Source organism: Pseudarthrobacter sp. CC4, from assembly GCF_048957775.1.
Taxonomy (GTDB): domain Bacteria; phylum Actinomycetota; class Actinomycetes; order Actinomycetales; family Micrococcaceae; genus Arthrobacter.
In genome coordinates this window covers 1-12871 of sequence record NZ_JARCCZ010000019.1, presented here as the reverse complement: position 1 = coordinate 12871, position 12871 = coordinate 1, and the positions used below count along the sequence as shown (strand labels likewise).

The following is a 12871-nucleotide window of genomic DNA, read 5'->3' as shown; positions in this document are numbered from 1 at the left end:
TTCATTAGCCACTGCTATTCCATACTTTCTGTCAGCTCGCGTATACGGCGGAAAGGAGCTCGTCGGCGGATGCGTCCGGTGCTGCGTTTGCTTTTTGCACGGCGTCACGGAGTTCGTCGCGGGCTTCGTTGCGGACCTGCTCTATGTCCTGGCTGGTTAGGCTGCCGGCTGCCAGAGCTTTCTGCTCGAACGCCAGGATCGGGTCCCGTTCGCGCCATTCGGCGATTTCCTCCCGTGTGCGGTACAGGTTTTTGTCGCTTTTTGAGTGACCCTTCCAGCGGTAGGTCTTGGCTTCGATGAACGTGGGGCCGTTCCCGGCGCGGGCCCTCGTGACAGCTTCGTTCACGACTTCAAATACGGCCTGTATGTCGTTGCCGTCAACGGTGTAGCCGGGGATGCCGTAGCCCTTGGCCCGGTCTGAGAGCTGTTCGAGCCGGAAGGCCTCTTCTGAATTCATCGACATGCCGTACTTGTTGTTTTCACAGATGAAAATGACGGGGAGATCCCACATCGCGGCAAGAATGACGCCTTCATGCCATGCGCCTTCGCCCATGGCGCCGTCCCCGTGGAAGCAGACGGCCACCTGGGACGTGCCCCGCATCTGTGCTGAAAGTGCTGCACCTGCTGCGATGGGCACGCCTCCGGCGACGATGCCGTTCGCCCCGAGGTTGCCGGTTGTGGTGTCTGCGATATGCATTGATCCGCCACGTCCCCGGCAGTATCCGGTTTCCTTGGCCAAAAGCTCAGCCATCATCTTTTCCAGGTCTGCACCCTTGGCGATGCAGTGGCCGTGACCCCGGTGGGTGGAGGTGATGTAGTCGTCACGGTTAAGGGCAAGGCAGGCTGCTGTGGCCACGGCCTCCTGGCCTATGGACAGGTGCATCGTTCCGTGCATCAGTCCGCGGCCGAAAAGATCGTCCACGCCCTCCTCGAATTTGCGGATCTTCCACATCGTGCTGAGCACCTCGCGCGCCTGGGTGGGGTCGCTCGCTATTTCAGTCATTTTCCCTCATCTGGTGAAACGGTTAGCTGGGGTTGGCAGGCTGTGGTCATCACAGGGTTGCGAGGATCTCGCCGGCCAGGGTTCCTTCTGTGAGCAGGACATCCTGCATGCGGCGCAGGGCGACGATGGTTTTGCGCTCGTCCAGGACAACGTCTTCGTAGGTCAGGGCCGCACCCTTGGGAACGTCCCGGCGGAGCACTGCCCCGTACGCCAGCCCGATAGGCAATTCGCCATTCTTGGCAGCTGTATCAGCTGCCACCGCATCGCCGTAAACCGTGAAACCGCCGATGCCATCGATGGTTTCTCCGGCTTTCAGATCCTTCTTTGCCGTTGCCACGACGTCTGACTCCCAACAGACGGGAGCCAGCGAGGGCGTCCGGTCGATCACGGCCTCGCCGATGGACAATACAGCCTCGATGCTTGCCAGGTGGTACGGGCGGTAGAAGGAGTAGTAGGGTCCTTCACCGAACTTGAGGTACTCGAGTTCTTCCCTAACAACCGGGTCGTCGGTCTTTCCAACAACGAACACGCCGGGGGCGACAGGGCCGGTCGCGTAGTCAACGACGCCTTCCTTGGGCAGAACGCCACCTGCAGACTCGGGGCGGAAGGTGTCATGCAGTTCAGGAACCGTGCTCGGCGCGCCGATCATGGACCGCTGCGACAGCGGCAACCCGGTGGCATTAGACAATGCTGCCATCTCGATCATGGTCTTTGTCCCGTCCACAAAGCTGCAGAGCATGCGGGGGTTCATTCCCTTGGATGCGGCCTCTTCGGTCAGGGTATCCGGGGTGGCGTCGTGGTTCAGGGGGTTGTTCTTGCCCTTGCCCGCGCAGACTACCTCCAGTCCGATGTCCTGGACATATTCGACAAGCTTGAGGCATTCGACGGGCTCATCGCCGCGGCAGACCGTGTAGATTCGACCTGTCTGGGCGGCGATTTTGGCGAGAAGCAGGCCGACAGTGACGTCCGCTTCAACAGTCATCAGTGCCACGTCCTTTCCGCCGAGCAGCGACGCCAACGCGACCTTTGCCGCGACCTCCGGAACACCCGAACATTCGATAACCAGGTCGATCGGCAATTTCGGCAGGATGAGTGCGTCGTTCACGGCTGCACGCCCACCGGAATTGATGACAGCTGCAAGCTTGGCCACGTCGTCTGCCTGGCTTACCTCTTCGATGCCGGCATTCTTGAATGCCTTCACGGCCCGCTCAAGCTGGACGTCAGCAATGACGGTGATATCGACGCCCTTCTGACGGGCGATCTGGGCCACGAAGCCGGTTCCCATTTGTCCTGCACCCACCAAACCGACACGAACAGGCCGCCCTGCCGTGAGTTCGCGGTCCTGCAGTTTCTTGACGTATCCCATCTGGAACACCAACCTTTCAATGATTTTCTTCGATCCAACGGTATGCACCTTGGTGCAAACATGAATCACATTTGTGTTTAAGTATCGCCTAAGCCGTCTTTTGTGACAAGGGCTTTGAGCTGAGCTGTTTGTATTGCTTCTGCGCTTCCTGCAATGCCTTGTCCATCAGGGCAGAGTGGGCACGGGCAGTTGCGCTTGAGAGGGGGCCCAAAAGGTCGGCGTGAGGCCGGAACCGGGCAAAGACGGTTGAACCCTTCATGGCCTGGGCTGCCACGACGCGCCTGGATCGTTCATCAACGGCGAGTACAACAATGGCGCCCCGAACGAAGCCCTTGCCTCGGCCTGATACGAGGGCAACTGGCTGTCCACTGTATTGGTCAGCCATCCGACGAACTGTCCTTGCATATGCGCGTTGCTGTGCCCAGCTCAACAGCGCTCCCAGCACCAAGGCTCCACCGAGAAGGAGTGCGAATTCGGTGTTCACCGTGAACCGCCATCAGCGGCGCGGAGTAGTTCGATGACGTCGCCGGGGGCGGGGGCCGTCAAAGCTGCTGCCACATGGAGGGCGCCAGGCAGGATCTTGTCGCCGGGAGCCTTATTGAAGTAGACAACGACGTGACCGAGTTCTTTGAGATTGTTGCCGGCGATTTCTCCAACAGAGATGAGTTCGGCCGATTCGGCCCCGACCTTCAGTACGTCGCCTACCTGCGGCGTCTGCTCAAGTGGTTGAAGGGGTTCGTGGAGAACGCTGATGTCCCCCAGCGCAGGGGGGCATGGGGGCGAGAAGAGGATCATCACGCCACCTTCAATCATGTCCCTGGCTTCGTCGGCCACGGCAGTGACCTGAGTGCGGAAATAGGACTGGGTCTGGGTATTCAACGTTGAAGTCACCTTTTGTAGTTCTTTCTGTCAGATCAAACGAGGAGGAAGCTGGCCAACCAGGCAATTACCACTGCCAAGGGCGAGGTGATGAGTCTCGAGAAGAGGACCGCCGGAGTTCCAACGGCGACCGTTTCCGGTTTTGCCTCTCCCAGCGAGAGCCCGACGGGAATGAAGTCGCAGCCCACCTGACCGTCGATAGCGAAGAGCGTGGGAAGTGCGTACTGGACGGGCAAGGCACCGGTAGCGATTTGGGTTCCCATGAGCACCCCTACAACCTGGGCGATTGCGGCCCCTGGCCCGAGTATCGGCGAAAGGACGGGTATGCCCGTGATGACTCCCAGCAGGATCAGCCCGAGCGGGTTTGAGGCAAGCGGCTGGACACCGGCTGCGATCCACTCAGAGATGCCGGTGTAAGTCACGAAACCAACCAAGAGGCTGACGTAGGCCATGAACGGCAGGATGGTCGAGATGGTCAGGTTGACGGCCTGGCGGCCGGACGACAAAAGGGTAGATATCAGATGCCCGATGACGGTCCCGAATTTGACCACGAAGTTAGAGAATGCACCGAGGATGCCCGTCCGGCGCTCTTTGTTAGCACCCTCCTCCGCTGCAGTAGCCGAGCTCGACCCCGACAGGGGCCTGTCCTGATTCCGGGGTTCGCGGGTGTCTGCGGCACCCGCTGTTGTTGTCGCTCCAGCCGCCCCTTCTGCAGCGGCGGAGCCGGCTTGCACCGATGCTGCCTCGCCAACAAGTTCTATGTTTCGCACACCCACGGCAGAAACGAAGAGGTCTTCCGTGATGAATTGCGCCAGCGGCCCCCCGGGCTCCCCTGGAAAAACATCGACAGTACTGATCTTCTTGCGCGGATAGACTCCGATGCGGGCGGTCCCGCCGCAGTTGATAACGGCCGCAAGAACACGGCTGTCATCCATATGGTTCACGAATCCGTCTACCGCTTCTCCCCCTGTAAGCTCTGCAATCCGTGCAGCCACAGGATGGATTCCGCCACCCGTCACCGAGAGGACGACATTTTTCTCTTCAGTAGGAGTGAGCACGAAGCCCGGGCCCCATCCTCCGTTGCCTGCGCTGACACGTACGGCGTTGTATTGTTTCTCGCTCATGGTTATGCGACACCTCCTGCAACAGCTTTGCCTGCCTTGTGCCGGCGAGTTCCGGCTTCCTTGAACGCCCTGTCGTACTCGTCAAAGACAGCGTCCTGACCGGTGCGCTTGATCATGATGTTCGTGATCCATTCGGTCGTGATGCCGCGCAGGAAGATCACGACGATCCCGACTAGGAAGTAGAGGAGCGCCAAGAGCGCGTACTTCTCCGGAGCTGCTTTCAGAACACCTGCCGATACACCCATCCAGACGAAGAGTTCGCCCGCATTTGCTTGCGGAAAAAATGAGGTGACGGGGTGCACGAACGATACTGCGGAGTCGTAAAAGGCTGGTTTTTGGCGCTCGGGGAGGAACTTTCCAAACGAATAACACATGGGATTGGTCAGCATGATCACTGCCAACACAGGCATGAGGGTGTACCGGGTAATCGCGTATCTTCCGGACCATTGGACTGCACGGGTAACGCGCTCTTCACCGATCCAGGTAGTGATCGCGTACATGGCGGTCAGGAGGACGATCAGTGTCGGGAGAATTCCGGTGACGAGGCCGCTGAAGTTCTTGCCGGCCTCCTCGAAGAATCCGATGAAGCCTGAAGCGGCCCACTCAAGTCCTTGAACGACAGGGCTGTCTGAGGCCGGCGGCGGAGGTGTTGGCTCATTGGCTAATTGGAGCGCCAGTAGTTGAATCCCCACAATGTTCCTTTCGTAAGTGACGTCTTCGTCTACAGATGGAGGTTCAGGCAGCGGGTCGATCATCAAAGATCCACCCACCGACGGTCTGCACAAATGTGAAAACCGAAATCACAAAATCTGCATGTGATTCATATAACACCAAAAAGTCCCTCCCTTCAAGTGATACTCAGCGTCAGTTCTCGCTGTTGCCCTGCGCGTGGAGTGCCCGAAGGGCGAATTCGTCTCCGGTCGGTAACCATGGCGATCTTTTCCATTGGGCGTGCCGCCCGAAGCACCCTCAATTTCGAGGCTGACCGTCGCGATCCGCGTAGATGGCAGCCGATGAATGAGCCGCGTGACGGTTGTAAATAGAGCCGCCATCCTGACACGATGCCGTGTGACCAGCGGGCCGGTGTGGGTGCTTATTCCGCGGTTGCACTTCGCGGCGGGTGATCCGATCTCGGACAGGCGGTGGCGGCGCTGGGTGTGTGTCTCCGGGCACCTTGTTGCGAACTGGAAGGGCTGACGACGCGGCCGTGCACGCCCCGCAGGACGGGGCTCCTCGATGAAGACCGCGAGCCAGCAACTCGGCAAGTTGCTGAAGGAGAGGACTGGGGTGTTTGGGCTGGGGTGGTTGGGCGGGCGACCTGGTGGAAGTCCCGGCTTGGCCCCCAGAAGGAGGTTCCAGCAAAAAGTTGGTAGGGAGGGCAGACGCCAGCTTATTTCACGGAGCGAATTAGTCAGGATCCTGACAGTGAGGCGCATACGGTCCGCAGTTGCCCCACGTGCAAGGACGGGAAGGTGGGCTCGAGTCGTCGCCACAGCAAGGAGCGGCGGGTCGCGTCCAGACGCCAAGGTCATCGCACTCGCTACAGCAACCGCCTCAAACACGATTTACGTCGGCTCTCGACAAGGCGCGGCGTTACAGCAGAATAGCCAGCGACAAAGCGGCTAACTGTTTCTGGACAGGTGATGGCTCACATTTGACCCATCGCCGAGAATCTGAGCCGCAATCAGCGCTGCTGGCCGCGGAGGAAAGTCGGAGCCGAGTTAGGACAACAATTGCCGAGAAGCGGGTTCGATTTAGGCGCCCAAATATGTCGGGCTTAAGCGAACGTGCCGGAGGCGTGTGGCGGCCGAAGCTGCACGAAGGACCCACGACCCGCCGGCTTGTGCCGGGTGTGGGACAGGGGTGATATGAGAATTCGCTGTTGCAGCTAGCTGCTCGCGGTCACTCAGCTCTTGACGGGACCGGGAGGGACCCCTGCCCAGACGACAGGAGGGCCGTTGCAAGGGCAGTGTCGGTGATGAGCACGTCGATATAGCCTCCCAACAATGCCCCCCGCACCCCTTTGGCCTTGTTCGCCCCGGTTGCGACGCCGACAACTTTCTTGATTTTGCGCAATGCATCCAGATCTATACTGACGACCCGGCCATCGGCCGGAGAATCGACGGGCCTGCCCCTTTCATCGAAAAACCGCGTGCAACAGTCGCCCACAGCCCCTGATTGCTGGAACTGCCGTAGTTCATCGGGGGTAAATTGCATCGCTTCGATGATGGCCGCGGACGCGCCGCTTCCCACCCCACCAATGCCCACGAGGGCGAATTCGGCGGCTCCGGCGGCGTCAAGGACGCTGCTGATGGAGGGCTCCCGCAGAAAAGTATCCCGGCTCTCCTGGGAGCCGACAACGGCGGGGGCGTTCAGGCGTGCTTCACGGGCGCCAAGCTTCAGCGCGAGCGAACGTACCAGGACGTTACCGTCAGCGGCGGCGTTGACTATTGAGAGGCCACCAATCAGCGGCAGGACTTGCAGGCCTGTGTGAATTGGCTCCGCCTCAAAGGCGTCAACAACAGCCTGAACCGTAGATCCCCATGACACCGCAATGGCCCCCGTGTCGGGCAAGTTCTCCTTCACCCAGGCGGCACCCAGGCCGCCGATTTGCAGTAGCGGCGACTGGAAGTCGTTCCGTGAAGCGACGCGGCATTCACTTAGGCCATAGGCCCTCTGCAGTTGCTGTTCGAGAGGAAGATCCCTTTCGAAAGAGTCGTTAATGCGGATTTCTACTATCCCCTGCTCGCGGGCGGCGGCAAGAACGCGGGAAACGTTGGAGCGGGAAACGCCGATGGCGGCCGCAACTTCAGCCTGGGATCGGCCCTCGACGTAGTAGAGGCGTGCGGCGCGGGCAAGGAGGGCGGGTTCGCGGGCAGAGGGCATTAGAGCATCCTAAGCAGTCGTGCGTCCATCTTTGACGTCGCCGCGGCCAAGAGTGCTGGAGCAGGCGTGCGATCAGTAGACAGATCCATCGTTTCCCTCTGTTCGCGAACTTCCTGACTTCAGCCACAATATCAATCCCAAGGGGTTGTGTATGTGGTCGGCGTCAGCTTCAATTAGTTTACACGTGTTTGATCATGGTTTGCACAAATATGCATACGCCAAAGGTTCGTGGAACCGCTCCAGTGTATGCCCGGTATGACGGATGAGGGATGATGCTGCATGGGCGATAGGGTCCGTTTCCTTCAAATCACCGACCTTCACACGATGAACCGAAGCGCGCTTCTGCACAAGACGGGAGACATCAGTCTCCGTCTGGCGACCGTTATGGACATGATGATGACCGTGGACCCGGCGCCGGACATCGTTCTTCTGACTGGAGATTTAGTGGACAGGTCCTCCGGGTGGGACTACGACGAGGTCTTGCAGTTTAGTGAGCTGCTTGAAGGTGCACTGCGCCGCCCCGTAGTCGCCCTGATGGGTAATCATGACAACCGGGAAAAATTCGATGCACTGTTTGGAGTCATCCCTTCAGACGCTGTTCGGCGCCCGGGGGACAGCCACGACCATATGAGAATGGTTGGGGGTGTCAGACTCCTGGCAGTCGATTCTTCCGTCCCAGGACGTTCCTACGGGGAGCTCAGCGATGAACAGCTTGAATGGATTGAGGCAATGGCGCAAGAGCCAGCGCCATTAGGAACATTGCTTAGCATGCATCATCCACCGATTTCCTCGCCCATGCCGCAGCTGCGCTTCGCCGGTCTTCGTAACTCCGCCGATCTATCAACGGCTCTGAAAGGCAGCGACGTAAAGGGCATCGTGACAGGTCACTATCACCACCCCTGCTCGGCGATGTGGCATGGAATGCTGGTTTGGTGCGGCCCTGCCCTCGCATACAGTCAGGATGTCCTAGCTGAAAATTCACACATCCGCGGCTGGAACCACGGGGCCTTCTCCCTAATTGATGTCAGTTCCGGGGAAATAACGGCATCCGTGGTGGACATCCCAGGGGAGTTGGAGTCCCCGCTCCTTGACTACGAGCTGGACGTGGGGGCAAAGGAACTTCAATGGCGAGAAGGTGTGCACAAGAAGCGTCGTACTCCATGCCTGGAGGTCGCTGCTGAGGAACGGACGCAGAGCCCTGGCAGGAGGAGCCCGTGGGGAGAGGCAGGATGACGGCGATAGCGACAGTTATTTTTGATTACGGAGGAGTTCTGGCAGATGTACAGAAACCTGCCCACGGGTTTGAGGCCATGGGTCATTTCGTTCATAGGCTTATTCCACACTCTCGGTTGAGCCCCGCCATTATCAGCGAAGATATCGAAGGTGCGTGGGGTGCGTACGACGGATGGAAGCGCCTGCAAAACCGTCGGAGGATTCCGTTGGAGATGTCACAAGACACATTCTGGGATCTCGTCACGTACGGCTGGCAGGACGTGGAAAGGGACGTGATCCTTGCCAATACCGCTCGCCTCACGCAGGAACTTGAGCTGCAAGTGATCTCCAGACCCGCAAACCCCGGCGTGGCACAAGTCTTGAAGAATCTCCGGCATGGCGGGAAGAAACTTGTGTTGGCAAGTAATTGTCTTTCTGGTGCAGCAGCACGGGTGCAGCTGCGCCATGACGGTCTGCTGGAGCTGTTTGACGCCACCTTGTTCTCTGACGAAGTTGGGTACAGGAAGCCCGGGCCCCAACTCCTGGAAGAGGCGCTTGCCGCAGTCCAGACACCGGCCCACGAAGCATGCTTCGTGGGGGACCGGTTAGATCGCGATATTCTCGCAGGTCGCAGAGCTGGTCTTGCCTTGTGCATATTGAGGCAAGCCCCGTCGGGTCCAGGTCGCCCGGTCCGGGGAGTCGAACCGGATCACAGGATCAAAGATCTGGAGGAACTCCTGCTGCTACCCGAATTGGGCCGCCTTGGGACGCCCACCCCTGACTCACCTCTTGACCGTAGCGCCTTCAATTAGTGGTCTGCCGACCTCCGGATTGCTTCGAGATGAACTGCGCTTACGAAGCACTCGCGCCCGCCACCCCTGTAAGGCTGAAGAACGATTGGGCGAAGAAAATTGCTTCGCCGCAGCCAGGCCAGTCCCTATGCCCTCTTTTTTACTAACCCAAACAACTTGGCCCCTACCCGGGCCAGAACAGAAGGAGAAACAATGACTGAACGAACCGCCACCATAGCCAGCCGTGTCGGCCTCCACGCGCGACCGGCTGCCATCTTCGCCGCAGCTGTATCGGAACTGGACGTGGACGTAACGATTGGGCGTGACGGGGAGCCGGCCAGCGACGCAATGGATGCTGCCAGCATCCTTTCTCTCATGAGCCTTGGCGCCTCACACGGCGATGTGGTGGTACTGCGCGCTGAGGGCGATGGAGCAGGGGAAGCGCTTGACGGACTCGTGCGGATCCTGGAGACAAACCACGACGAATAGGGCTTGCCCGTTCTGTGACAGGCGGAACGCCGAAAGGCGGGGCTCGGTGGGAAGGGCTTTCGCAACTCCCACCGACCTGGTCTTCCTGTTTGGGTACCCGGCAAGCCCCCGCTGGACTTCTCCACGTCGTAGGCCTCTTGTCCGGTCTAAATGGGTCGGGCAGGCAAACCGCAAGGTTTACAGGCCTTCGGACTCGCGACGCTGCGTCCGCGGGAGTAGCATTCCGCATAACAAAACTATGCTCAGTAGGGCTGTGAGTTGACATGACTTACATTGCAGAAACTTCCACACCTGAAGAAGCAGCAGCGCTCCTGGTGGCACTGATAGATACCGCCTTGATGAATGGAGAGATCACCCAGGCTCCCGAACGCAATTTGGCTCTTCAGTGCCTTGAGGAGCTGAGAAGTGTCGACGCGTCGACAGCTTTGGAAAGCAGATCTGCCATTGTGAGCAAGCTACGTACTTTATGCTTTCACCTGGCCGTCCGAACGGAAGACACCGCTTTTCAGACCCTCTCTCCCCACCGAATGGCGGCCCTTACCGCTCTCCTAGTTTCCTGAACAGTCGAACCTTAGCTGGCAAGGACGCTGCCTGGAGTCCGAACGCGTAGTCGACCTCGGTGGCGCCTACTGAATGGAATGCTCCGGCCGCAGTTAGGCGAAGAGCAACAGGCAGTTACCCTCCGCCGCATGGCCCGGCTGAGAACCACAATTTTCGAAGCATGCACGGGAACGAAACCCTGCCGCGGCGTGCTTGGACTCCCTGCGCTTGGGCGCGAGAACGGAGCGGCGTACCCACAGTCAGCCCGAATCCTTAGGCGCGACACCAGCCAAGTCTTGACACTCAAAAAGGGTGGGGGTAAAACCAAAAGTCCACGCAGGTGTGGACTGATTTATCGCCGCCCTAGCCGGTCCGGGAGAGCGCAAGAGAGAGGCCCTTCAAGGCTCCAAGTCAGCCAAAGGATGGAACGAAAATGCGATTTGCTGAGATGGGCACTTCCCACACAGCGCTTCAGATGAAACGCCGTGTCAGGACCGTTACGCAGAATTGTGCCGGCTGGATCAACAAAGGGACTTTTCGCTTATCCGAAACCCCCAAGTCGAAGCTGGCAGTAATCAATCAATCAGGAGACACATCCACTCCCGGCGAAGCCGCCGCCCTCTTGGCCGCGCTCATCCGCATCGCCTTGATAAACGGTGAGATAACAGAGGCGGACGAACGCCGCTTAGCATTCCACTGCCACAAGGAACTCTTAAACGTGCAGGGGACTACGGACCTGATAACCAGACAAGCGATCGTCAGCAAGCTGAGCGAGCTCATCCTGCAATTGACGATCCGAACCGAAGACACAGTGTTTCAAACCCTTTCACCGCGAAGGCTGGCAGCACTCAGGGCCGTCTTCGTGTCTGAAGTATGACTGTTTTCGGTGGCTAGACACGCTCCCGATGAGTGAATCTGTCCCTGATTCGGCACGCCCCGGAGGGACCTGCCATCGCTGGCCAGTGGCTTGTTTATCGACGGTCATGTTGAGTTCCGAGATCGGCTGCCCCCGACTCAAGGTTTCTGCCGCGGACGCCGACCTTTGGGCAAAGTCGCAGCCTGCCCGACCACATGACCGGTCCTGACTGTTGTGTGCTGGAGCGGGAATGGCCGTGGAAGCGGAGCTGTGTGCCCACTCGGTGGGTGAAAACTTCGGGGGTCGTGATTTTTCGGTTGTTGGTTGCAGGCATCGTTCTAGTAAGGGTCGATTTGCTGGGTTGAGGGTTGGGGGACTGGCGCGGGACGCGAAAACTTCGGTGTGGAGAGTTGGGTTCTTGTTCTGGAAAGTTTTCGTTTCCAGGGCCGGCGGCAGCGCCCTGGCTGCGCGGAGGACCCGCCCAGCGACCATGAAGACATACCAGATTGACGTACAGAGTTCATGCTTCTGCTTGTCTATCGGCGATATGGAATGGAACAGCCTGAGTGGGGAAGATCTGCGGTTGCGGAGTACTTGGGGCGATAGCGGCTCGGCGTGCGCATCGTGGAGTATATGGATCGCTGACCGTGGCGGTCTTGGCTCCGGACCGGCGTTCCAAGTGTAAGGGCGAGGAACGCCGCCCGGGGTGAGCGCTGAATGTGTTAGGACAAACAAGAACCGCCCACTGTCGTTGAGGTGTGCGGTCGTGGGTTTGAGCTCTTTGAGGGGCCGAAATTGGGGTGTGCACATTGTCCACACTTTCCGGCCCGGATCGGGTGGTACAGGGTGCGGACCGCCTCTAATTCCGCATGTTTCCGGGGGTTCCCAGTGATTGCAAGGCCGGGAATGCGGTTCGAGTCCCACCTCGGGCACGACATATCGCCTCGTCAGAGGCGATTTTGCTTTGACGTGTGTACAAAGCTTGTGGTCCCGTCGCTCTGACGGCTGGTTCGCGGGCTGTGGCCTGGTCGCCGCGGTGGCCTGTTCAGGTGTGTGGGGTGGCGGGTTCAAGACCCTGGCTGGTGAGCCTTCCGCCTGCTGAGGTGGGGTTTCTGCGGTTCCTCGTTCCGGTTCTGTCGGGTTGGTCGGGAGGGGCCAACACCTGTTCATGGTTCCGGGCTGGCGTTACAACATGACTTTCCGATTTGGGTGCGAACCCGTACTTGGATCCCGTCTCCCTGCCCAAATCGGAGCTGGAGTGCGCCGATTGTTCTGCCAAAGGGGGTGTGGACACTGTCCACACTTATGTCTGATTTAAGGGCGTCCAGTGGCGGCTAGGAGCGGGAAGGTTTCAGGAGGGGCAAGTAGTGCCCTGGCTGCGCCCTGGGGAATGGCCCAGCGACCACCCAGACCAGAAGCAGACCAGCGAACCACGTGGCTTTTGGTCTTCCCAAAATTGCGGGGGAACGCGGAACCAGGACCTACAGAAGCGAATGCGCCCCTGACACCCTGGATTTTGGGGAGCTACCCCACGGTGCTCTGACCTCGTTGACCGTATGCTGCTGTTTAGCGCGTAATCAGAAGGGTGGGATTTCGATCCGGGGTGTGAGCGAGTCATCCATGGCTTGAGCGCCTATGTCCTGAGGGTTGCCGCGATCTGCTGCATGATGGTGGGGTCCGAGAGGGTGGTGGCGTCTCCGGGATCGCGGCCTTCGGCGACGTCCT

General features: G+C 59.3%; 11 protein-coding genes. 4 read left to right on the top strand and 7 right to left on the bottom strand.

The genetic code is table 11. The features are described from left to right. Nucleotides 1–31 precede the first annotated feature (31 nt). The 7 genes from PV768_RS13915 to PV768_RS13885 all read right to left on the bottom strand — a co-directional run bounded on the left by PV768_RS13915 (nt 32) and on the right by PV768_RS13885 (nt 7258). Nucleotides 32–1003: a thiamine pyrophosphate-dependent dehydrogenase E1 component subunit alpha gene (locus PV768_RS13915; protein ID WP_421093297.1), complete on the bottom strand. Its 972-nt coding sequence runs from the start codon at nt 1001–1003 to the stop codon at nt 32–34. Nucleotides 1004–1052: 49 nt separating this feature from the next. Further along, complete coding sequence (locus tag PV768_RS13910) at nt 1053–2369, bottom strand: NAD(P)H-dependent oxidoreductase (RefSeq protein ID WP_104999712.1); 1317 nt, start codon at nt 2367–2369, stop codon at nt 1053–1055. Between the two features lie 88 nt (nt 2370–2457). Further along, a complete protein-coding gene (locus tag PV768_RS13905; protein WP_421093296.1) occupies nt 2458–2853 on the bottom strand; it encodes a transcriptional regulator GutM in 396 nt (131 codons plus the stop codon). Then, nucleotides 2850–3260, bottom strand: a complete 411-nt coding sequence (locus tag PV768_RS13900) for a PTS glucitol/sorbitol transporter subunit IIA (protein ID WP_158677225.1) — start codon at nt 3258–3260, stop codon at nt 2850–2852. The genes PV768_RS13905 and PV768_RS13900 overlap by 4 nt, the downstream gene beginning before the upstream one ends. A 23-nt stretch (nt 3261–3283) precedes the next feature. Further along, on the bottom strand, nt 3284–4372 hold the full coding sequence (srlE, locus tag PV768_RS13895) for a PTS glucitol/sorbitol transporter subunit IIB (RefSeq protein WP_421093295.1): 1089 nt from the start codon (nt 4370–4372) through the stop codon (nt 3284–3286). A gap of 2 nt (nt 4373–4374) precedes the next feature. Then, on the bottom strand, nt 4375–5127 hold the full coding sequence (gene srlA, locus PV768_RS13890; protein WP_421093294.1) for a PTS glucitol/sorbitol transporter subunit IIC: 753 nt from the start codon (nt 5125–5127) through the stop codon (nt 4375–4377). A gap of 1147 nt (nt 5128–6274) precedes the next feature. Then, nucleotides 6275–7258, bottom strand: coding sequence for a sugar-binding transcriptional regulator (locus tag PV768_RS13885; protein ID WP_421093293.1), 984 nt, complete (start codon nt 7256–7258; stop codon nt 6275–6277). Between the two features lie 279 nt (nt 7259–7537). On the opposite strand from PV768_RS13885, the gene PV768_RS13880 reads away from it, so the two are divergent. From PV768_RS13880 to PV768_RS13865, 4 genes are all read left to right on the top strand, one after another. Further along, complete coding sequence (locus tag PV768_RS13880) at nt 7538–8491, top strand: metallophosphoesterase family protein (RefSeq protein WP_104997766.1); 954 nt, start codon at nt 7538–7540, stop codon at nt 8489–8491. Further along, nucleotides 8488–9282: an HAD family hydrolase gene (locus PV768_RS13875; RefSeq protein WP_421093292.1), complete on the top strand. Its 795-nt coding sequence runs from the start codon at nt 8488–8490 to the stop codon at nt 9280–9282. The genes PV768_RS13880 and PV768_RS13875 overlap by 4 nt, the downstream gene beginning before the upstream one ends. Nucleotides 9283–9474: 192 nt before the next feature. Next, complete coding sequence (locus PV768_RS13870) at nt 9475–9750, top strand: HPr family phosphocarrier protein (protein ID WP_157238242.1); 276 nt, start codon at nt 9475–9477, stop codon at nt 9748–9750. 973 nt (nt 9751–10723) lie between these two features. Continuing rightward, a complete protein-coding gene (locus tag PV768_RS13865) occupies nt 10724–11167 on the top strand; it encodes a hypothetical protein (RefSeq protein WP_157238240.1) in 444 nt (147 codons plus the stop codon). The last annotated feature ends 1704 nt before the right edge of the window (nt 11168–12871 follow it).

What these genes read in the sequence shown, in the direction of transcription:
- srlA (WP_421093294.1), bottom strand. Translation starts at nt 5,127, where the DNA reads ATGATCGACCCGCTGCCTGAACCTCCATCTGTAGACGAAGACGTCACT.
- PV768_RS13880 (WP_104997766.1), top strand. Translation starts at nt 7,538, where the DNA reads ATGGGCGATAGGGTCCGTTTCCTTCAAATCACCGACCTTCACACGATG.
- PV768_RS13885 (WP_421093293.1), bottom strand. Translation starts at nt 7,258, where the DNA reads ATGCCCTCTGCCCGCGAACCCGCCCTCCTTGCCCGCGCCGCACGCCTC.
- PV768_RS13875 (WP_421093292.1), top strand. Translation starts at nt 8,488, where the DNA reads ATGACGGCGATAGCGACAGTTATTTTTGATTACGGAGGAGTTCTGGCA.
- PV768_RS13915 (WP_421093297.1), bottom strand. Translation starts at nt 1,003, where the DNA reads ATGACTGAAATAGCGAGCGACCCCACCCAGGCGCGCGAGGTGCTCAGC.
- PV768_RS13870 (WP_157238242.1), top strand. Translation starts at nt 9,475, where the DNA reads ATGACTGAACGAACCGCCACCATAGCCAGCCGTGTCGGCCTCCACGCG.
- PV768_RS13910 (WP_104999712.1), bottom strand. Translation starts at nt 2,369, where the DNA reads ATGGGATACGTCAAGAAACTGCAGGACCGCGAACTCACGGCAGGGCGG.
- srlE (WP_421093295.1), bottom strand. Translation starts at nt 4,372, where the DNA reads ATGAGCGAGAAACAATACAACGCCGTACGTGTCAGCGCAGGCAACGGA.
- PV768_RS13865 (WP_157238240.1), top strand. Translation starts at nt 10,724, where the DNA reads ATGCGATTTGCTGAGATGGGCACTTCCCACACAGCGCTTCAGATGAAA.